This window comes from Streptococcus suis YS161, from assembly GCF_002760245.1.
In the GTDB taxonomy this organism is placed as follows: domain Bacteria; phylum Bacillota; class Bacilli; order Lactobacillales; family Streptococcaceae; genus Streptococcus; species Streptococcus suis_I.
The window spans coordinates 12,265-30,376 of record NZ_ASCA01000015.1 but is presented as its reverse complement, the minus strand read 5'-3'; the positions used below and the strand labels follow the sequence as shown (position 1 = coordinate 30,376).

The window sequence follows — 18,112 nt, the reverse complement described above, 5'->3', positions numbered from 1 at the left end:
CTTTTATTTTTAGTGTAACATAAAAACTAACCCACCACAAAATGTGATAGGTTAGTTAACTTAATGACATTGGGGCTTGAGCCCAGCTTTGTTTTGAGGCATATTCTTAGGAATGAGCATGGGCAGATTAGATAAAAAACAAACGAAACATAATTTCATTATCAGAATCGAAAAACGTAGTAGAGGGGGAGGAGGCCACCTTAAATGATGAGGAAGGATTAATTCAGGGGACAAATTTGAGCGGTAATGATCAAGGTGATTATTATAAAAAATCAGTATCAATTCGTTGTGACTTGACTCGATTGGTAAGGATTAGTCCCTGTTGATGGGGAAAGCAGCCCACCAAGGTTTGACATGCCTCCGAAGGCTAATAAAAGGACAAGAACAAGTAGTTTTCCTTTCCAACCAAGTCGTGAAAAGAGTAGTCCCAATAGAACATTTCCGCCAGATGAACCAGACGAGAAAGATGAGTTCGAACTGGATTGTCCCCTGCGGTCCTCAATGTTAGAACTTTTTCGTAAATCATCAATTTTCATATAAATCTCCTTAGAACCTGTCAACAAGTTCTTATATTCTCACAAACTATTATATAGCAAATTGTTGAAAAAAACACAGGAAAGCTATCGGAAATAATAGGCCTAGTTCTGTATAAAAGTGCAAAATTTGGTATAATAGTAGGGATACAATATAGAAGGAGTGGACATGGTTGAATATTTATCGGTTAGTCATCTGACTAAGTATTTAAAATTAAAGTTTGACCGCGATCCGTATTTGGAGAGGGTCTATTTGACTGGGCAAGTGTCCAATTTCCGTAAGCGTCCTAGCCACCAATATTTTTCGCTCAAGGATGATAAGGCGGTCATCCAAGCGACCATGTGGGCAGGCGTCTATAAAAATCTTGGCTTTGAGCTTGAAGAGGGAATGAAAATCAATGCGGTTGGTCGTGTGCAGCTATACGAGCCAAGTGGATCCTATTCCATTGTCATTGAAAAAGCTGAGCCAGATGGCATTGGAGCCTTGGCTATCAAGTTTGAACAGCTCAAACAAGCTCTGACCCAGGAAGGTTTGTTTAAACAGGAGTTTAAGCAGGAATTGCCACGTTTTACCAAGAAAATCGGTGTTATTACCAGTCCGAGTGGAGCCGTTATTCAGGATATTATTACCACTGTTCGTCGGCGTTTTCCAGGCATAGAGATTATTCTCTATCCGACCAAGGTGCAAGGAGATGGGGCTGCTCAGGAGGTTGTTACCAATATTCAAAGAGCCAATGAACGGGATGACTTGGATGTTCTGATTGTTGGTCGTGGTGGTGGTTCTATCGAAGACCTCTGGGCCTTCAATGAGGAAATTGTGGTTCGGGCTATTTTTGAATCCCGAATTCCTATCATTTCCAGCGTAGGTCATGAAACAGATACAACCTTGGCTGATTTTGTAGCAGATAGACGAGCGGCAACCCCAACAGCTGCCGCAGAATTAGCAACACCTGTGACCAAGGCAGACTTACTGGGCTACCTCAATCAGCAGGAAAATAGAGCCTATCAGGCCATGACCAATCGTTTGAAATTCCTAAGAGGTCAGCTTGAGAAAATTAGCCAGTCAGTCATGTTCCGCCAGCCTGAACGCTTGTATGATGGTTATTTGCAAAAATTAGACCGCTTGACTAATCAATTGCAGACACGGATGAAAGAACTCTACAGCCAGCAGAAACAGGCTAGTCTCTTACTACAGCAACGATTACAGGGTGTGCACCCAGGTCGTAAAGTAGAGAGTTTCCAAGAGAGAATTATCCAGCAGGAACGACTCTTGAAGAGCAATATGGCTAATATCTATGACAATAAGATGGCCAAGGCGGACAAGCTGATTGAGGCCTTGACTATGCTGGATACCAGTCGCATCGTGGCTCGTGGCTATGCCATGATTCGTCAAGATGGTCGGGTGATTGATAGTGTAGAAAATGTACAAATTGGTGAAAACCTAACCATCCAGATGAAGGATGGTCAACTTGATGTGGAGGTAAAACATGTCCAAACAGACGAAAACATTTGAAGAAAATCTAGCTGAATTAGAAGGAATCGTAACCAAATTAGAGCGAGGCGATGTGGCTCTGGAAGAAGCACTTGCTGAGTTTCAAAAAGGGATGGTTCTATCGAAAGATCTACAAAAGACACTAGCTGCAGCTGAAAAGACCTTGGTCAAGGTCATGCAGGCGGATGGCAGTGAAGCGGAGATGGATTAATGGTTGCCAGTAAATTGCAGCGACTTGAGGAAGCCATGGCAGACTTTTACCAACCTCAGGTAGCAGAACGCCTCAACCAATCGGTTCTTTATTCGCTACAGGCTGGCGGGAAACGAATCCGTCCCTTGCTTTTATTGACCATCTTAGAGTCCTTTGGAATGGAATTAAAACAAGCTCATTACCAAGTGGCAGCCTGTGTCGAGTTGATCCATACGGGAAGTTTGATTCACGATGACCTGCCTGCTATGGATAATGATGATTACCGTCGTGGTCGCTTGACCAACCACAAGGTTTACGATGAAGCAACGGCTATTTTAGCAGGGGACAGTCTCTTTCTAGATCCATTTGGTTTCCTAGCCCAAGTTGATTTACCAGCTGAGACCATCCTTGCTCTCGTGAGAGAGCTTTCCCAGGCATCTGGGACCTTTGGAATGGTGGCTGGTCAAGTATTGGATATGGCTGGTGAAGGGAAGGATTTGACCTTAGAGCAATTACAAGACATTCATGCCAATAAGACAGGGAAATTATTGACCTTTCCCTTTGTAGCAGCAGGTTTAATTGCTGGACAATCGGACGCGGTAATCAGCCATTTGCGACAAGCAGGTCAGTTAGTCGGTCTGGCCTTTCAAGTTCGGGATGATATTTTGGATGTAACAGCCACTTTTGAGGAAATCGGAAAAACTCCCCAAAAAGATGTAGTGGCTGAGAAGTCTACCTACCCTGCCCTAATGGGATTGGAAGCCTCAAAAGTCTTTCTAGAAGATAGCTTGAATCAAGCAATCAACGAGCTAGATCAAGTGGCTAAACAAGTCCCATTTTCAACAGAAAAAATCAAAGAAATCATAGAAAGTTTACGAATCAATGGCTAAGGAAAGAGTAGATGTACTAGCTTTTAAACAGGGGCTTTTCGAGACGCGGGAGCAGGCCAAACGCGGTGTTATGGCTGGACTGGTTGTGTCGGTCATCAATGGCGAACGCTATGACAAACCCGGCGAGAAGATTGACGAGGGAATTGAACTCAAGCTCAAGGGTGAAAAACTCAAGTATGTCAGCCGTGGCGGTCTCAAATTGGAGAAGGCCTTGCAGGTTTTCCAATTATCAGTTGAGGGTCAAACAACGATTGATATTGGGGCTTCGACAGGCGGTTTCACGGATGTTATGTTGCAGGCTGGTGCTAAGCAGGTCTATGCTGTGGATGTAGGGACCAATCAACTGGCTTGGAAATTGCGTCAGGATGAGCGCGTGATCAGCATGGAACAGTACAATTTCCGCTATGCTGAGCTGGGAGATTTCGAACTTGGTCAACCAAGTTTTGCGTCCATTGACGTCAGCTTTATCTCATTGAGTCTGATTTTACCAGCACTCCATCGTATTTTAGCGGAGGGCGGCCAGGTTGTTGCCCTTGTTAAACCCCAATTCGAGGCTGGACGTGAACAGATTGGGAAAAATGGCATTGTCAAAGATAAATCCGTTCACTTGAAAGTATTGGAAGAAGTGACAAAAATGGCCGTGGAAACAGGCTTCTCAGTCAAAGCCCTTAGCTTTTCCCCTGTTCAAGGCGGTCATGGCAATATCGAATTTTTAGCGCACTTAGAAAAATCAACACAACCAAACCAGATTGATAAAGAGGTCATAACAACTACAGTCTATCAAGCACATGAGGAATTTAAAAAGGATGAATAAACGAGAACGATTAGAAGTCATTAAAGATTTGGTAGTCCGATTTCCTATTGATACACAGGAAGAAATTGTTGAACGTCTAGAAGCAATGGGTGTCAATGCGACACAAGCAACGGTTTCACGTGATATCAAGGAACTTGGCATTATTAAGGTTCCATCAGCGGATAAGGGATATATTTATGGTTTACCAAAGGCAGGTCTTGTTAAGGTAAAATCGCAGAATGTTTTTGAAGTCTCAGTGATGGATAAAATGATTAATCTCCGTCTGGTACCTGGAAGCTCTGCTGTGGTCAAACGCCGGATTTTGGAACAATTTCAAGAACATGTTTTTTCAGTGATTGCTGATGATGACAGTATTCTGCTCATTGTTACAAACGAAGGCATTATTTCGCAAATCGAACAGACGGTTAGAGGGTGGTAGCCATGTTACTAGAAGTGTCCATTAAAAACTTCGCCATTATTGAGCAGGTATCACTGAATTTTGAAAACGGGATGACCATCCTATCTGGTGAAACAGGTGCAGGTAAATCCATTATCATCGACGCCATGAACCTGATGCTAGGGGCGCGTGCGACGACAGATGTTATCAGACATGGGGCTGCCAAGGCTGAGATTGAAGGGCTTTTTTCCTTTGAAAATAGCAGAGCTCTTGAGCAGATTTTGCTTGAACAGGGGATTGAAGTGGCTGACGAGCTCATTATCCGTCGTGAAATCCTACAAAATGGCCGTTCGGTTAGCCGTGTCAATGGGCAGATGGTCAATTTATCTGTCTTGAAACAGATTGGGCAATATTTAGTAGATATTCATGGTCAACATGACCAGGAAGAATTGATGAAGTCCCAACACCATATCCGTCTTTTGGACAGTTTCGGAGAAGATGAATTTTGGAGTCTCAAAGACCGTTATCAGACAACCTTTGATGCCTATCGTAATCTTCGCAAACGAGTTCTTGAAAAGCAAAAAAATGAGCAGGAACACAAGGCGCGGATTGAGATGTTGGAATACCAAATTGCTGAAATCGAAGCAGCAGATTTGAAGTCTGGCGAAGATATTCAACTCAATCAGGAACGCGATAAACTGCTCAACCACAAACAAATTGCAGATACACTGACCAATGCCTATGCACTGTTAGATAATGAAGATTTTTCAAGCTTGAACAACCTACGCTCAGCTATGAGTGACTTGCAAAGCTTAGAAGAATATGACCCAGAATACCAGCAGCTATCTTCTAGCCTGACAGAAGCTTATTATGTCGTTGAAGATGTGACCAAGCGTCTCAGTGATGTGGTGGACAATCTAGACTTTGACGGCAATCGTCTCTTGCAATTGGAAAGTCGCCTGGATTTGCTCAATACCATTACGAAGAAATATGGTGGAACTGTCGATGATGTTTTGGACTATTTTAGTAAAATCAGCGAAGAATACAATCTATTGACAGGCAATGATTTATCTGGTGATGATTTGGAAGTTCAGCTCAAGACCCTGGAAAAAGAATTGGTGGGCTTAGCGACCCAACTCAGCCAAGCCCGACATGAACTGGCAGTGGTCTTAGAAGACATTATCCGTCAGGAATTGCAAGACTTGTATATGGAGAAAGCTCGTTTCCAAGTTCGATTTACTAAAGGAAAATTTAATCGAGAAGGAAATGAAACAGTAGAATTTTACATCTCCACCAACCCAGGCGAAGACTTCAAGCCTCTGGTTAAGGTGGCTTCTGGAGGAGAATTGTCTCGCTTGATGTTGGCCATTAAGTCAGCCTTTGCCCGTAAGGAAGGCAAGACTTCCATCGTCTTTGACGAGGTGGATACAGGGGTGTCTGGACGTGTTGCCCAGGCAATTGCCCAGAAAATTTATAAAATCGGACAATATGGTCAAGTATTGGCGATTTCTCATCTACCACAAGTCATTGCTATTGCAGATTATCAGTTCTTTATTGAGAAAATATCCGACGAACATTCGACTGTTTCTCGTGTCCGTCTCTTGACCAAAGAAGAGCGTATTGAGGAAATTGCCAAGATGTTAGCCGGTGACAAAATCACAGATGCAGCCCGTAATCAAGCAAAAGAATTAGTAGAAAAAGGTTAGGCGACTAGCCTTTTTGCTTATGTCCAAAGTTTATTTTTTAGTTAAAATTTGTTATAATAGATGGCAAAATTGAAGAGAATTGTAGGATGAAATATGTCAAAGATTAAGATTGTTACGGATTCAAGTACGACTATCGAACCCAGTTTGGTCGAAGAATTGAATATAACAGTTGTTCCATTATCTGTAATGGTTGACGGAGTCGTATACTCTGACAACGATTTAAAAGAAGGAGAATTTTTAGAGCTCATGCGTGGGTCGAAAAACTTGCCAAAAACAAGCCAGCCCCCAGTAGGACTCTTTGCGGAAACTTTTGCTGATTTGGCTAAAGATGGCAGTCAGATTATTGCCATTCTCTTGTCACATGCCTTGTCAGGGACCGTAGAAGCTGCTAGACAAGGAGCAACCCTTTCTGGTGCTGATGTGACAATACTCGATTCAAGCTTTACAGATCAGGCTGAAAAATTCCAAGTTGTAGAAGCAGCACGCATGGCACAAGCTGGTGCCAGCAAAGAAGAAATCCTTGCAGCTATTGAAACAGTCAAAGAAAAAACGGAATTATACATCGGTGTATCAACCCTAGAAAATCTAGTCAAGGGTGGTCGTATTGGACGTGTTCAAGGGATGTTGAGTAGCCTACTCAATATCCGTGTCATCATGGAAATGAAAGACCATCAGCTGACTCCGATTGTCAAAGGACGAGGTAATAAGACCTTTAAAAAATGGCTGGAAGAGTTCACGGCAACTCTAGCAGATAAAAAAGTAACCGAGATTGGTATTTCCTATTCAGGAACGGCTGATTTTGCAAATGAAATGAAGAGTCAATTACAAGAGTACGTCTCAAAAGAAATTTCTGTTTTAGAGACAGGTTCCATCATTCAAACTCATACCGGTGAGGATGCCTGGGCTATTTTGATTCGTTATGAATAACAGGAAGTTGATTCAAGGCTTTGTTTTCTTTTTTCTGGCAATTTTAGGGTCGATTTTTCTATTTCATCAACTCATTCCTGTTGCCTCATCTCGAATCTCCAGGCAAGAGCTTACCGTATCAGAAAAAATCAGTTTTCGATATGTGGCACTTGGTGATTCTTTGACAGAAGGTGTTGGAGATACAACTGGACAGGGGGGCTTTGTTCCCTTGTTGGCTCAATCTCTAACTAACGATTATGGTTATGAAGTAGATTATAAAAATTTCGGAGTTTCTGGGAATACCAGTAATCAGATTCTTAAGCGAATGAAGGAAGATGGAGAGCTGATAAGTTACTTAAAAACAGCAGATCTGTTAACTCTGACAGTTGGTGGCAACGATTTGCGCAAGGCTATTATTAAAAACATTGCCAATCTCAAAGTTTCAACTTTTGATAAGCCCGCAAAAGATTACGGAAAACGATTGGATACAATTATTAAGACAGCGCGTAAAAATAATCCAAATCTTCCCATCTATGTTGTCGGGATTTACAATCCACTCTACCTCAATTTTCCTGAATTGACAGAAATGCAGACAATTGTTGATAATTGGAATGCTATGACAGAACAGATAACTGAAAAATATCAAGATGTCTACTTTGTTCCGATTAATGATTTGCTCTATAAAGGATTGGAAGGGGAGGCTGGTATTAGTCAAAATGGTAGCCAAGTTACCAATAATTTACTGTATGAGGAAGACAGTTTCCATCCCAATAATACTGGATATGAGATTATGAAAAAAGCGATATTGGAGAGAATGAATGAGACTACGGAAAGCTGGGAACCTTAATATTTGGAAATGGCTATTTTTAGCCCAGTTGGCTTTATTGATTGGTTGCGGAATAGTCCTCTATACACGGATTCAAACAGATAGAGAGGATTTAACAAAGCTCGTTCAGACTAGTACAGAAGATACCAAGGTTGGGACCTTCTCCACTAACAGGGAACAGCTCAACCAAACCCTCACTAACTATCTAAAAGAGTATCAGACGGAAGAGTTTTCCTATCAATTATTCATAACGAGTCAACAAGTAGTTTTTGAAGGCAGCTATCAGGTTTTTGGTGTGACTATCCCACTCTACATTTATTTTCAACCTAGCAAAATGGAAGATGGCAGTATTTTGTTACGGATAACAGAAATATCAGTTGGAAGTTTATCCCTGCCGAAAGCAGAGGTATTAGCTTATTTACAAAAAAATTATAAACTACCTGCCTTTGTAAAAATAGACTCCGAACAAGCGCAAGTACAGGTTCAACTGACAGAACTGAAGAACAAATTTGGTCTGTATGGAAAGGCGAATACGATTGATTTGTACAACGACCAATTCATTGTTGATATCTACAGAAAAAGATAGTAAAATAGCATTAAAAACTTGACCAAACGCCTAAAATTAGGTACTATATAGAAGTGAGTGATAACTCAGAAAATTATTGGAGGACTTAGCAAATGGCTAATAAACAAGATTTGATTGCAAAAGTTGCAGAAGCAACTTCATTGACTAAAAAAGACTCAGCAGCAGCTGTTGATGCAGTATTCGGAGCAGTAGCAGACTACCTTGCAGCTGGTGAAAAAGTACAATTGATCGGTTTCGGTAACTTTGAAGTTCGTGAGCGTTCAGCACGTACAGGTCGCAACCCTCAAACAGGTGCAGAAATCAAAATCGCAGCTTCAAAAGTTCCAGCATTCAAAGCTGGTAAAGCTCTTAAAGACGCTGTAAAATAATTTAACGTGAAAAAGCCTATTGTATCAACGTTTCTACGTTGTGCAATAGGCTTTTTTCTTGTTTAAGGGGCAAAAAAGGGGCAAAACTTTAGTAGTTTTCCATGATATCTGCCACATTTGATTTCATTTTCTTGGTAACATGGGTATAAATTTGGATAGTTGTCTTGGCGTCTGCATGGCCCACACGGTCCATAATAGCTTTTAAAGGGACATTATTCTCAGCAAGACGGCTAACAAGAGTATGACGGAAGATGTGGCTAGTTAGGTTTTTCTGAATTGGCTTCTCAAGTCTCTCATTAGCTTTCTTCAAGGCTAGATTGAAAGAGTTGGTCTGCATTGGAACACCATTCTTAGTCGTGAATATGTAGCCCATATCTTTATATCGTGGGTTGGTATTTTTTCTAGCTCATTCATAAATTCAAATTCTTGAATAATTTCCATTTCTCGCTTGGTCATGAATGTTTCACGATAGGAAGCGTTGGTTTTTGGGGTCGTTTTCTCACCGTTACGATAGCCTTCAGTATGATCATAGGTTCCATGGAGTTCTAATTGCCTGGTCTCAAAATCTCGATCTTCAGGCTCGATGCAGATTAGCTCCCCAATTCGACAACCATTCAAGCTCATAAATTCCCCGGCTAATCCAATCCGGTATGTGCTAGGTCTGCGACAGAGTTCTTCAAGTAGTGGTTTTATTTCGTCTTCCTCAAGATATTTTTCTTCAATCTTTTTCCAGTCTTCCAAAGTCTTTTTGATCCGTGGCAGTTTGGCTCGTCTAGCAGGATTGTCTTTGATAATGTCCAGGTCGACCGCATAATCGAAGGCAAGGTTCAACATGGATTTGTTACGTTCTTTCTTGTTCCTAGAGCAATCCAGGTTGTCTAGGTAATTTTGGACATATTTTGGGTCAATATTGACTACTTTGACGCCAATGCCGAAACTCTCTCTGATTTCTTTTATATTCCCCTTCAGAGAAGCGATAGAGGTCCGTTTGATTTCTTGTTGGTAGAAAGTCCACCATTGGTCAAAAAGGTCTGTAAATAACATTTCAGATGTTTTGAGCTGAGCTAATTTTTCCGCAATCCTTTGTTCAAGGATTTTTTGAGCTTGCTTTTGTGCCCTGCTCGAATTGCTTGTTAAAATAGTGGCTACTCTTTTCCAAGTTCCAGTATATGGATCTTTGTATCGTTCAAAAAATTTATATCTGCCGTCTGGAAGTTGTTCATCCCACATTGTTTTTACCTCATTTCTGTGTTAAAATGGGTATAAGAAAACACTTCAAAAGATAATGTCTTTTGAAAAGATTTCTTTACCTTTTGCCCTACGCTCGGACCGACCAAAGTTGAGCGTAGGGCTTTTTTTATTCCATAACTAAATCGTTGATGGGTATAAGATCTTGCAATTTCGACGATTTTGCAATTGTTCGATATTGATCTGCGGAGATTTCGTATCCTAAACTAATTGTAGTAGTGTCGTCAGGTAACTCTTTGGCCATTTGAGATATGACCATTTGAAGCAATGTAATAGCATTCTGTTGGTCAGCAGTAGCAGTATTAGAGTCAACTGCAGCTACAATCTCTTCCATGCTTGCTTTTGCCTGCCCTGTGAATAAAATTCGGATAACATTGTGTCCGTCTGGATATTCACTATCGACTACATCATTTATTATTTCCGCTTCAAATTCTGCGGATCCATCTGGATTCAGCTCGCTATTCAACTTTTCAACAATAGCATCATATTGACTGTTGTCTATTGCTGTACTAGCCACGGTCGAACTCGAACTAGTTTGCTCGGCACTACTTGAGGAACTAGTTGTGCTATCCGAAGACGAGGAACAAGCTGCCAAAGTAACAGTCGATAACAAAAGTAAGCTAGAATAAATTACTTTTTTCATAAAACAATTCTCCTGTCCGTTTTTCGTGCGGTGGGCGTGCACGTATTTTGATAAACTAAATTTTTAATTCTCTCTATAGATATCCACGACCTCTCCGATTGTTCGCATGTTTTCGGTGAATTGGAAGTGTGGGGATTTTTTTACTTTCTTTTTACATGACCCTTGAACTTTAGATTTCCAAATTTATCGGTTTCTTTGAAGATAAAAACTACGCCGGATATTAACCCTATCACCATAGGGATGAAAGTCCAGCAAAATAAAATACATAACGCTAATCTATAGTACTGTTTTACATAGAGGTATTGGAGCCCCCAAAAACCTCCAAAAAACGATAACAAAATATATGTTTTTTTACTGCGCTCTATTTCAGAAATAATATATGATGGTTCTTTGTAGTTTACTGTATCAGAGCTAGTAACTACTGGCACATGGTCGTTTTGTCTTTTTCTTGATTTCCTTTTGACAGGTTTTAGAACGTCAATAGTAGTCTTGTTATAAACTTTATTGTAAATAGCCTTTTTAGGATTGGTAATCATTCCCATTCCTTTTTTGCCATAGAGTGGATTAACAGCACTTTTCATTTTTCTTTTTAATTTTCCAGTTGTGCGGGCCTTTATACTCTTTTTTAGATTTGGTGTTCTAATTCCAATTTTCATGCAAATTCTCCTTGTAAAAATTGCCCCAATTTCGGAGCTTGAAAAATCTGTTGACCACCTTTACGATAATCCAGAACAAATTTAAGTGAATAGCTTTGACTATAACCAACTGAATGAATTAAGAAATCCATTAGGCGATTATGTAGAGCAGGACTGCTGATAAATGTTTCATTTTGCAAATCTAAGAAAGTCATCTTACTTCGAAAAGCCTTACTTAATCGTTCATCCGATAAGTAGAGTATGGATGCCACAGTATCAGCTTCCTGTTCTAAAGCTAGTAACTCAGGAGGGTAATTTCCAACCATTTTGTCCGTGGCAAGAGAAAGATAAATACCGTCACTCTGTCTTTGTTCTAAATGGCAAAAGATATGGCTGAGTTCATGAAGGATAGTAAAGATAATTCTGCCCTTTGTAGCTTTTCTTTGACTGATGGAAATAACGAAACGATTTCTTTCCATATCTGGATAAGTCATTCCTGCACAATTATCGCACAGATAGCGTTCCTGGTAAGAGAAAGTTTGATTCTTTACCAAATTCTTGTATTTTATTTCTTTGTTTGTTGGAATCGCTGGTGGTAGTTCTGGATATTGGGCACCAAACTCATCAAAATCATAAAAATTGAAGATGATTGGATAGTTCTCTTCAAAATATGCAATGATATTCGCATGAGTTAGATCAGCCAAAGGTTTTTCAAAATATCTGGCAGCCTTATTCAGAATTTGGTAGGCTGTTTCTTTGTATTTGATAAATTCTTGACGTGTTAGTCTTTGTTTCAATATACATCACCTACTCCCAATTTGAATCATCTTCGATCAATGCTCTAGCAGTATTCATTAGCCCCTTCAAAGCAGTAGTAAATTTGATTACATCTGCTTCAGACATACCACTAGTTTCTTTTCGAAACATAACCAGTGCTTGTTCCTCTAGTGGATTTGTCGTAGGAGCTTGACCTTCTTGAGCAATGTTTGGATTATTTGTTCTACCTACTAGATAATCCAGTGAAACATGGAAGTAGTCAGCAATCTCTTGCATCCTATCAGTTGAAGGACTAGAATGTTTTATCTTATATAGTGTATTTCGACCATATCCAAGATCTTCTTCCACTTGACCAAGCGATTTTCCTTGTTTTTTTGCCAAATATTTTATCTTTTCAAACGCTGAAATCATTGATTTATCAACCTTTCTGGGATTGACAAAAAATATTTTAACAAATTTGGTGTAAAAATGTTGACTTTTATCAAATTTAGTGTAAAATAGTTTTTGTAAATAAGTTACAACTAAAAAAACAACTAAGCAAACAAACTATAATCTTGTTTTGGCGAACGGGATATGCTGATTTGTTAGCGTTCTTTATTGCACCTTCATTTTATCTTATTTGGTGAAAACGGTCAAGAGAAAACATAAAAAAAGTTAAAAATTTAGTTGTTTCTTGTTTACAGATTTTGAAGAAGGAGGGACAAATATGCCTGATATTGCTAATGGCCGTGAAAAAGTTGTTTCTTTTCTTAAGGAAAAGGGCATCAAAAAAGTCACTTTGGCAGTAGCCTATGGCTACAAACGACAAGAAGTGACTAATATTCTGAATGGGACAACAAAAGGTCCGAGAGCAAATAGTTTCATTCTTCAGGTCATTGAAGATTATGGAATTGAATAAAGAAAAGGAACTGACAGTGTCAGCCCCTTATCAAAAAAATACCAACTACATTATATCACAAGATGGAGGTAAAAATGCCAAAAACTGAATTAGTTTACAGACCGGCTAAACAGTCTGAAAAGGCTGAGGCAGGAGATTACGCACACCTTTGTCAGAGATGGGAGGGATTGACGGTTGGAACGGCTAAAGTTTGGGCAGCAGAAATGCGTGAGCATCCGGACTTCAGGCAATATATTGAAAATCCAACTCATCGAATTGTTTTTGTTAACTACGAAGGTTTCCGATTGTTTATCAAGTGGAAAAGTCGCAATCGATACAGACCGAAGAAAGAAACATTGGCAGAAATGCTTGAAAATATCAAACGAGAAAAACAGTTAGGAGTGTAGAATGACAGAATCTATTTTTACAGCAATTGGAGCTTGTGCAGTATTTGCCATTCCGTGCGTAGTGGTTGCAGTGATTGATTACAGGAATGCGGAAAAACGACGCAAGGAACGTGAAGCGGAATTACTTAGAGAGCAGCTGACAGCCCTGGCTTGCGAACGTGCAGTTGAAGCTGCTCGCTTAGCCTGGAAGAACAGAGTTAGACAGTCGCTTGCAAGCTGGGAACCAATCAAGTTTGCTGATGAGGTACCAACTAGGAAGGTTAGAAAGTGGGGTAGACATGCTTAGTAAGTTTTTTAGAACAAATCAAGTCGACAGCTATGGCATTGACCTACCAGCTAAAACAATTGATCGACTTGAACGTGAAAATGCCATTCTTCGTGGCATGGTAAATGATCTTGATAAAGAAAATTGCGAATACAGACGAGTCAATCAACAGTTGGTTGATGAAAATGCACGATTACAACGTATCGCAGAAAAAGAAGCAATTTTAGGAGGTGCCTATGGTTAGAAATAAAGCATCTAACTTAGCAGATACATTATTTGCTCAACTGGAATCGTTGGATGATAGAGATTTGACTGCAGAGGAATTGCAAATTGAAATCGAACGTTCGAAAGCTATGTGTTCAGTAGCTAATCAAATTATTTCTATCGGGAAACTCTCTATCGATGCTAAGAAACTTGAATCTGAAACTGGTTCAAAAGCTGGTATCGCTTTGCTGGAGTAATCTATGGGAAAGAGAGTCTATACATCCGAAATGAAGCAGTTTATTTTAGAGAATAACAATGGAAGGACTGCTAAAGAACTTGCTGCTTTACTGAACGAAAAATTTGGGACATCGATTACTAATGTTCAAATTCGCAGTTTCAGACAAAATAATAATCTAGTTTCTGGACTTACAGGAAGGTTTGAAAAAGGGCAGGTCCCACATAACAAAGGCAAGAAATACCCTAATATGCCACCAAATAGTGGTCAATTTCAAAAAGGTAACAGACCGCATGGATATCAACCTTTAGGCACAATTAGCTATACAACAGATGGTTACCCGAAGCGAAAAATAGCAGAACCCGATAGGTGGGAATACTGCCATCGAGCTGAGTGGGAAAGACATAATGGACCTATTCCGAAAGGTCGCAGCGTAGTTTTTTTGGATGGGGACAAAACTAACTGGAATATCTCGAATCTGGCTTGTGTAACTCGAGCTGACCTTGCTCAAATGAATAAGAATAGGTATTTTGATAACGATGCAGACACTACTAAAGCTGCAATTGGGATGGTACAACTACAAAGAAAGGTAAAGGAAATTACAAATGGCAACACTATATGAACTAACCGGAATCTTTAAGCAAATTGCAGAAATGGAAGGTATTGATGAAGAAACCAAGCTGGATACGCTTGAGTCTATTGACTGGACGGAACAATTTGAAGAAAAGGTTGAAAACACCGTCAAGGTCATCAAGAACAAAGAAGCTGATGTGGATCAACTCAAAGAAGAAATTGACCGCTTAACCAAACGAAAAAAATCTATTGAAAATGACATCACACGGCTCAAAACAGGTCTACAAGGTGCATTTGAAATCACTGGACATGAAAAAGTTAAGACTTTGCTATTTACCGTGAGCTTGGCCAACAATCAACCATCTGTGGTTGTAGATGAAGATCTGCTGCCTAAGAAATATTTTATTCAAACATTGAAACCAGACAAGACAGCTATCAAAGAGTTGCTGAAAGCTGGTAAGAAGGTCAATGGTGCAGTGTTGCAAGAAAGTAGAAGCTTGAGGATTAGATGATGAAGATACTTTCAATCGATCCATCAAGTAACCGAATTGAAACATCTACAACAGGAATAGTCTTGCTGGATAATGCAGGTCTAGTGAGCTATTGGATAGTTCCGTTCGGTGCTAGAAATTTCAGTAAATGGTTCCGTGAAGTAGGTCGTGACCTGGAATACGATGTTGCCATCGTGGAAGAATACCAGGTACGTGACAATGATTATTCTCGAGACAACTCAGTCGCTGAAACCGTGGAAGCTGTTCAAGCGTGCTTTCCAAACGTGGAACTTGTTCGCAACGCTGGCTATGTGTCAGACATTCCTGATCAGTTACTTAGGGAGCTTGGTCTTTGGTCTTTTGACAAATCACATCATCAGGATGTGAGGGCTGCTGCTCGCTTGGCACTATTCTGGGCACAGCGAAAAGACATCGAGGAGGTTATTCAAGACATTGGAAATCGAATTACGCAAATGGCAAGCTGAGGCGGTGAAACGAAGTGACCGCGATTGTCCTGGTATTTTTCTGGAAGGTCTTGGCGGTCGTGGGAAAACTATCTGTGCCTTTGAGATCGCCAAGCATAAGGGTGCCAAGAAGGTCTTGGTCCTGAACAATCGGCTATCTATACTGAATGGCTGGATTGACACTCACAACAAGCTCTACTCACAAGACTTCCAGCTGGAAGCTATGACAGATAAGCGAATGCAGAATATCGTAGCAAGCAGTGAGGTCCTAGAGTTTGATGTTTTAATCGTCGACGAGTGGCAGAATATGTCCAGCGAGGCTAACTATAAAGCTTACAAAAAAATCCGACGTGGATACTCAATAGGGCTGTCCGCAACTCCAATCAGAAAGAAGGGTCAAAACTTCTATCCGCTGGAAAAGACAATCTTTGGTCAGGCAGAGCCAAACAACAAATTTGATTGGCAGAAGCAGCATGGCAAGATGAAATACGACCGTTTCAGCTACTCGAAGGAGAAGTGGGAAGACTTCCGTGACTATGAAAGTTATGTATCAGGATTGCCAAATTTCTTCCGTTGGGAAGAGATTGAGGAAATCGAAGGAGCAGAGGAGAACAACGGTTTTGAAGTTATCTTTGAGCCAATGTGGTGCCTACCTGCCAATCCTGATGAATTAAACCAACTGCGACGGTTGAACATCGTTGGAAAGAATGGAAAGTATGCCATGGCCAAGCAGTCATTCGGTCGCAAGACTTTCGAGCGGTATCTGACCCAGACAGGTTTTGACGTGGATTTCCCAAAGCTTAAAGCGGTCAATGCAGATACGCCAATGTTGTTACAGCTAGACTTGCTCTTAGCTAGACAGTCAGAAATGTTAATTGTTAGCAAGTCCAAGCAGATCGTTGAGGTTATCTATGAGCGACATCCTGAAATCGGTATTTGGACTGGCGACAAGAAAGAAGGGCATGACAGGACCAACATGGTCGCTACTAGCCAAGTATTAGGAGTTGGGGTCGATGGGCTTCAGCACCGCTTCAAAACAATTGTAGTCCTGGATCCGTCCCAGCCCAGTGATGGAGATTATGATGACTACAGGCAACTGCTGTGGCGAATTACTGGTAGCCGTCAGCAGCACGACGTTAGAGTCGTAGAATTTTATTTTTAAAAACAAAGGAGCAAAAAAAATGAAAATTTCAAACAAGTTAATCGTATTGCGTGAGAAAAAAAGGGGTTATTTTATGGAAAGTATCGAAAATAATCCACATTCGTTAACAACGAAAGCGGGTTTTGTGGAGGAAATCCGTGGTGCCCTATCGCTTCCATACGAGTATTATTTGAAACAAAAATCCGAAATTAAGGCTCTTGCGAAAATGCACAAATGTGAAATCATCTTGGTAGATGCTGAGTACACACTTACTTATCCCAATGGAGAAGAGGTTTCTAAAATTATTCCAAAAAAATCAAATTTATTTGATGAATTGATGGAAGCTATCAAACAACTTTAAGGAGAATGCATGACAGTAAAAGAATCGCCAATATTTGCAACCCTGTGCAGTATTCAGACAGAACTGGTTGCACCGAAAGGACAGTACAATTCTTTCGGGAAATACAACTATCGTAGTGCAGAGGATATTTTGGAAGCACTAAAACCTTTACTCAAAAAGCATGATGCATCCCTGGTATTAAATGACGATATCGAACAGATTGGGGACCGCTATTATGTTCGTGCTACAGTAACATTATTTGCCTGTGGCAGTTCTATCAGTGCTCAAGCGTCAGCAAGGGAAGAGGATACAAAGAAAGGTATGGATGGAAGTCAGATTACAGGAACCGCATCCAGTTACGCTCGTAAATATGCTCTTAACGGCTTGTTTGCCATTGATGATAACAAGGATCCTGATACGGATGAATATGCTAACCAAAATGGTAGGCAGGCGCCTGCTGCAAAATCTGCAAGCAAACAAGCAACGGCACAAAAGCCTACCAAGAAACCGTCAGGCAATGTTAAGTACATTACAGGTGCTGAAGCTAAGAAGCTACGTGAAGACATCAAGAATATTGCGGAGGCTTCAGGCGGTCCGGTTAATACCGTTGGAGTGTGGTTCATTGGCCAGCTTGGGGTGGATAAAATCGAAAGTATTCCAGCCGACCGTTTGAATGAAGCACAAGATCTGATTGCAAAAACTAAGAAAGCGAAAGGGATTGAATAAATGATAAATAATGTAGTATTGGTAGGACGCATGACTCGTGATGCAGAACTTCGTTACACTCCGTCAAACCAGGCTGTTGCGACTTTTACTTTGGCAGTTAACCGCAATTTTAAAAATCAAAACGGTGAGCGTGAAGCGGACTTTATCAACGTAGTCATTTGGCGTCAACAAGCTGAGAATTTGGCGAATTGGGCTAAGAAAGGTGCTCTGATTGGAGTTACAGGTCGCATTCAGACCCGTAGCTACGATAACCAACAAGGGCAACGTGTCTATGTGACTGAGGTGGTTGCAGAAAGTTTCCAACTCTTGGAAAGCCGTGGACAACAGTCGAATTCTCAAGATGGCTCATTTGGAAATTCAAGTCCTATGGATATCCAAGACGAAGATTTGCCATTCTAG

Annotated in this window: 26 protein-coding genes and 2 pseudogenes; 22 read left to right on the top strand and 6 right to left on the bottom strand. The window is 40.6% G+C overall.

The genetic code is table 11. The annotated features are described in order from the left end of the window. Positions 1–284 precede the first annotated feature (284 nt). Positions 285–536: pseudogene (locus SST111_RS02560) on the bottom strand (KPN_02809 family neutral zinc metallopeptidase); the annotation flags it as partial. Positions 537–702: 166 nt separating this feature from the next. Here SST111_RS02560 and xseA point away from each other — a divergent pair. The 10 genes from xseA to SST111_RS02510 all read left to right on the top strand — a co-directional run bounded on the left by xseA (position 703) and on the right by SST111_RS02510 (position 8,687). Next, entirely contained in the window at positions 703–2,046 is a 1,344-nt protein-coding gene (gene xseA, locus SST111_RS02555) for an exodeoxyribonuclease VII large subunit (protein ID WP_099809916.1), read from the top strand. Continuing rightward, positions 2,021–2,236 (top strand): exodeoxyribonuclease VII small subunit, encoded by a 216-nt coding sequence (locus SST111_RS02550; protein WP_014637116.1) that lies wholly within the window; start codon positions 2,021–2,023, stop codon positions 2,234–2,236. Before xseA ends, SST111_RS02550 begins: the two co-directional genes overlap by 26 nt. After that, on the top strand, positions 2,236–3,105 hold the full coding sequence (locus tag SST111_RS02545) for a polyprenyl synthetase family protein (protein WP_099809915.1): 870 nt from the start codon (positions 2,236–2,238) through the stop codon (positions 3,103–3,105). Before SST111_RS02550 ends, SST111_RS02545 begins: the two co-directional genes overlap by 1 nt. Then, a complete protein-coding gene (locus tag SST111_RS02540) occupies positions 3,098–3,919 on the top strand; it encodes a TlyA family RNA methyltransferase (protein WP_044758511.1) in 822 nt (273 codons plus the stop codon). The genes SST111_RS02545 and SST111_RS02540 overlap by 8 nt, the downstream gene beginning before the upstream one ends. After that, complete coding sequence (locus SST111_RS02535; protein WP_002942941.1) at positions 3,912–4,337, top strand: arginine repressor; 426 nt, start codon at positions 3,912–3,914, stop codon at positions 4,335–4,337. Before SST111_RS02540 ends, SST111_RS02535 begins: the two co-directional genes overlap by 8 nt. 2 nt (positions 4,338–4,339) lie before the next feature. Next, positions 4,340–6,001 carry a DNA repair protein RecN gene (gene recN / locus SST111_RS02530; protein WP_099809914.1) on the top strand — a complete coding sequence of 554 codons (1,662 nt, stop codon included), beginning with the start codon at positions 4,340–4,342 and terminating at the stop codon, positions 5,999–6,001. Positions 6,002–6,094: 93 nt separating this feature from the next. Then, the gene (locus tag SST111_RS02525; protein ID WP_099809913.1) at positions 6,095–6,928 is read left to right on the top strand and encodes a DegV family protein; all 834 of its coding nucleotides are present in this window, start codon (positions 6,095–6,097) and stop codon (positions 6,926–6,928) included. Then, positions 6,921–7,754, top strand: a complete 834-nt coding sequence (locus tag SST111_RS02520; protein ID WP_032510595.1) for an SGNH/GDSL hydrolase family protein — start codon at positions 6,921–6,923, stop codon at positions 7,752–7,754. The genes SST111_RS02525 and SST111_RS02520 overlap by 8 nt, the downstream gene beginning before the upstream one ends. Then, the gene (locus SST111_RS02515; RefSeq protein ID WP_099809912.1) at positions 7,726–8,319 is read left to right on the top strand and encodes a YpmS family protein; all 594 of its coding nucleotides are present in this window, start codon (positions 7,726–7,728) and stop codon (positions 8,317–8,319) included. The genes SST111_RS02520 and SST111_RS02515 overlap by 29 nt, the downstream gene beginning before the upstream one ends. Before the next feature lie 92 nt (positions 8,320–8,411). Next, a complete protein-coding gene (locus tag SST111_RS02510) occupies positions 8,412–8,687 on the top strand; it encodes an HU family DNA-binding protein (RefSeq protein WP_002936247.1) in 276 nt (91 codons plus the stop codon). A gap of 88 nt (positions 8,688–8,775) precedes the next feature. Here SST111_RS02510 and SST111_RS02505 read toward each other — a convergent pair. The 5 genes and pseudogenes from SST111_RS02505 to SST111_RS02485 form a co-directional block, all read right to left on the bottom strand. Then, positions 8,776–9,917: pseudogene (locus SST111_RS02505) on the bottom strand (tyrosine-type recombinase/integrase). A gap of 127 nt (positions 9,918–10,044) precedes the next feature. Continuing rightward, entirely contained in the window at positions 10,045–10,578 is a 534-nt protein-coding gene (locus tag SST111_RS02500; RefSeq protein ID WP_099809911.1) for a hypothetical protein, read from the bottom strand. 140 nt (positions 10,579–10,718) lie between these two features. After that, positions 10,719–11,234, bottom strand: a complete 516-nt coding sequence (locus tag SST111_RS02495; RefSeq protein ID WP_099809910.1) for a TM2 domain-containing protein — start codon at positions 11,232–11,234, stop codon at positions 10,719–10,721. Further along, complete coding sequence (locus SST111_RS02490) at positions 11,231–12,010, bottom strand: ImmA/IrrE family metallo-endopeptidase (protein ID WP_099809909.1); 780 nt, start codon at positions 12,008–12,010, stop codon at positions 11,231–11,233. The genes SST111_RS02495 and SST111_RS02490 overlap by 4 nt, the downstream gene beginning before the upstream one ends. Positions 12,011–12,020: 10 nt before the next feature. Next, positions 12,021–12,401 (bottom strand): helix-turn-helix domain-containing protein, encoded by a 381-nt coding sequence (locus SST111_RS02485; RefSeq protein ID WP_099809908.1) that lies wholly within the window; start codon positions 12,399–12,401, stop codon positions 12,021–12,023. 295 nt (positions 12,402–12,696) lie between these two features. On the opposite strand from SST111_RS02485, the gene SST111_RS02480 reads away from it, so the two are divergent. The 12 genes from SST111_RS02480 (at position 12,697) to ssb (ending at position 18,112) form a co-directional block, all read left to right on the top strand. Next, positions 12,697–12,888, top strand: coding sequence for a DNA-binding protein (locus SST111_RS02480; protein ID WP_044474199.1), 192 nt, complete (start codon positions 12,697–12,699; stop codon positions 12,886–12,888). Positions 12,889–12,962: 74 nt separating this feature from the next. Next, positions 12,963–13,274 carry an excisionase gene (locus SST111_RS02475; protein ID WP_099809907.1) on the top strand — a complete coding sequence of 104 codons (312 nt, stop codon included), beginning with the start codon at positions 12,963–12,965 and terminating at the stop codon, positions 13,272–13,274. Position 13,275: 1 nt separating this feature from the next. After that, positions 13,276–13,560: a hypothetical protein gene (locus SST111_RS02470; RefSeq protein WP_099809906.1), complete on the top strand. Its 285-nt coding sequence runs from the start codon at positions 13,276–13,278 to the stop codon at positions 13,558–13,560. Next, entirely contained in the window at positions 13,553–13,783 is a 231-nt protein-coding gene (locus SST111_RS02465) for a hypothetical protein (RefSeq protein WP_099809905.1), read from the top strand. The genes SST111_RS02470 and SST111_RS02465 overlap by 8 nt, the downstream gene beginning before the upstream one ends. After that, positions 13,776–14,000, top strand: coding sequence for a hypothetical protein (locus SST111_RS02460; protein WP_099809904.1), 225 nt, complete (start codon positions 13,776–13,778; stop codon positions 13,998–14,000). Before SST111_RS02465 ends, SST111_RS02460 begins: the two co-directional genes overlap by 8 nt. Before the next feature lie 3 nt (positions 14,001–14,003). Then, positions 14,004–14,600: an HNH endonuclease signature motif containing protein gene (locus SST111_RS02455; protein ID WP_099809903.1), complete on the top strand. Its 597-nt coding sequence runs from the start codon at positions 14,004–14,006 to the stop codon at positions 14,598–14,600. Continuing rightward, entirely contained in the window at positions 14,584–15,063 is a 480-nt protein-coding gene (locus SST111_RS02450; RefSeq protein ID WP_099809902.1) for a siphovirus Gp157 family protein, read from the top strand. Before SST111_RS02455 ends, SST111_RS02450 begins: the two co-directional genes overlap by 17 nt. Next, a complete protein-coding gene (locus SST111_RS02445; RefSeq protein WP_099809917.1) occupies positions 15,063–15,527 on the top strand; it encodes a hypothetical protein in 465 nt (154 codons plus the stop codon). The genes SST111_RS02450 and SST111_RS02445 overlap by 1 nt, the downstream gene beginning before the upstream one ends. After that, complete coding sequence (locus SST111_RS02440) at positions 15,496–16,668, top strand: DEAD/DEAH box helicase family protein (RefSeq protein ID WP_099809901.1); 1,173 nt, start codon at positions 15,496–15,498, stop codon at positions 16,666–16,668. The genes SST111_RS02445 and SST111_RS02440 overlap by 32 nt, the downstream gene beginning before the upstream one ends. A 19-nt stretch (positions 16,669–16,687) precedes the next feature. Continuing rightward, the gene (locus SST111_RS02435) at positions 16,688–17,008 is read left to right on the top strand and encodes a hypothetical protein (protein WP_099809900.1); all 321 of its coding nucleotides are present in this window, start codon (positions 16,688–16,690) and stop codon (positions 17,006–17,008) included. 9 nt (positions 17,009–17,017) lie between these two features. Further along, positions 17,018–17,713: an ERF family protein gene (locus tag SST111_RS02430; RefSeq protein ID WP_099809899.1), complete on the top strand. Its 696-nt coding sequence runs from the start codon at positions 17,018–17,020 to the stop codon at positions 17,711–17,713. Beyond that, on the top strand, positions 17,714–18,112 hold the full coding sequence (gene ssb, locus SST111_RS02425) for a single-stranded DNA-binding protein (protein ID WP_024395610.1): 399 nt from the start codon (positions 17,714–17,716) through the stop codon (positions 18,110–18,112).

Excerpts from the sequence above, each read along its gene's own strand:
- xseA (WP_099809916.1), top strand. The coding sequence starts at position 703 with ATGGTTGAATATTTATCGGTTAGTCATCTGACTAAGTATTTAAAATTA.
- SST111_RS02550 (WP_014637116.1), top strand. The coding sequence starts at position 2,021 with ATGTCCAAACAGACGAAAACATTTGAAGAAAATCTAGCTGAATTAGAA.
- SST111_RS02545 (WP_099809915.1), top strand. The coding sequence starts at position 2,236 with ATGGTTGCCAGTAAATTGCAGCGACTTGAGGAAGCCATGGCAGACTTT.
- SST111_RS02540 (WP_044758511.1), top strand. The coding sequence starts at position 3,098 with ATGGCTAAGGAAAGAGTAGATGTACTAGCTTTTAAACAGGGGCTTTTC.
- SST111_RS02535 (WP_002942941.1), top strand. The coding sequence starts at position 3,912 with ATGAATAAACGAGAACGATTAGAAGTCATTAAAGATTTGGTAGTCCGA.
- recN (WP_099809914.1), top strand. The coding sequence starts at position 4,340 with ATGTTACTAGAAGTGTCCATTAAAAACTTCGCCATTATTGAGCAGGTA.
- SST111_RS02525 (WP_099809913.1), top strand. The coding sequence starts at position 6,095 with ATGTCAAAGATTAAGATTGTTACGGATTCAAGTACGACTATCGAACCC.
- SST111_RS02520 (WP_032510595.1), top strand. The coding sequence starts at position 6,921 with ATGAATAACAGGAAGTTGATTCAAGGCTTTGTTTTCTTTTTTCTGGCA.
- SST111_RS02515 (WP_099809912.1), top strand. The coding sequence starts at position 7,726 with ATGAGACTACGGAAAGCTGGGAACCTTAATATTTGGAAATGGCTATTT.
- SST111_RS02510 (WP_002936247.1), top strand. The coding sequence starts at position 8,412 with ATGGCTAATAAACAAGATTTGATTGCAAAAGTTGCAGAAGCAACTTCA.
- SST111_RS02500 (WP_099809911.1), bottom strand. The coding sequence starts at position 10,578 with ATGAAAAAAGTAATTTATTCTAGCTTACTTTTGTTATCGACTGTTACT.
- SST111_RS02495 (WP_099809910.1), bottom strand. The coding sequence starts at position 11,234 with ATGAAAATTGGAATTAGAACACCAAATCTAAAAAAGAGTATAAAGGCC.
- SST111_RS02485 (WP_099809908.1), bottom strand. The coding sequence starts at position 12,401 with ATGATTTCAGCGTTTGAAAAGATAAAATATTTGGCAAAAAAACAAGGA.
- SST111_RS02480 (WP_044474199.1), top strand. The coding sequence starts at position 12,697 with ATGCCTGATATTGCTAATGGCCGTGAAAAAGTTGTTTCTTTTCTTAAG.
- SST111_RS02475 (WP_099809907.1), top strand. The coding sequence starts at position 12,963 with ATGCCAAAAACTGAATTAGTTTACAGACCGGCTAAACAGTCTGAAAAG.
- SST111_RS02470 (WP_099809906.1), top strand. The coding sequence starts at position 13,276 with ATGACAGAATCTATTTTTACAGCAATTGGAGCTTGTGCAGTATTTGCC.
- SST111_RS02465 (WP_099809905.1), top strand. The coding sequence starts at position 13,553 with ATGCTTAGTAAGTTTTTTAGAACAAATCAAGTCGACAGCTATGGCATT.
- SST111_RS02460 (WP_099809904.1), top strand. The coding sequence starts at position 13,776 with ATGGTTAGAAATAAAGCATCTAACTTAGCAGATACATTATTTGCTCAA.
- SST111_RS02455 (WP_099809903.1), top strand. The coding sequence starts at position 14,004 with ATGGGAAAGAGAGTCTATACATCCGAAATGAAGCAGTTTATTTTAGAG.
- SST111_RS02450 (WP_099809902.1), top strand. The coding sequence starts at position 14,584 with ATGGCAACACTATATGAACTAACCGGAATCTTTAAGCAAATTGCAGAA.
- SST111_RS02445 (WP_099809917.1), top strand. The coding sequence starts at position 15,063 with ATGAAGATACTTTCAATCGATCCATCAAGTAACCGAATTGAAACATCT.
- SST111_RS02435 (WP_099809900.1), top strand. The coding sequence starts at position 16,688 with ATGAAAATTTCAAACAAGTTAATCGTATTGCGTGAGAAAAAAAGGGGT.
- SST111_RS02430 (WP_099809899.1), top strand. The coding sequence starts at position 17,018 with ATGACAGTAAAAGAATCGCCAATATTTGCAACCCTGTGCAGTATTCAG.
- ssb (WP_024395610.1), top strand. The coding sequence starts at position 17,714 with ATGATAAATAATGTAGTATTGGTAGGACGCATGACTCGTGATGCAGAA.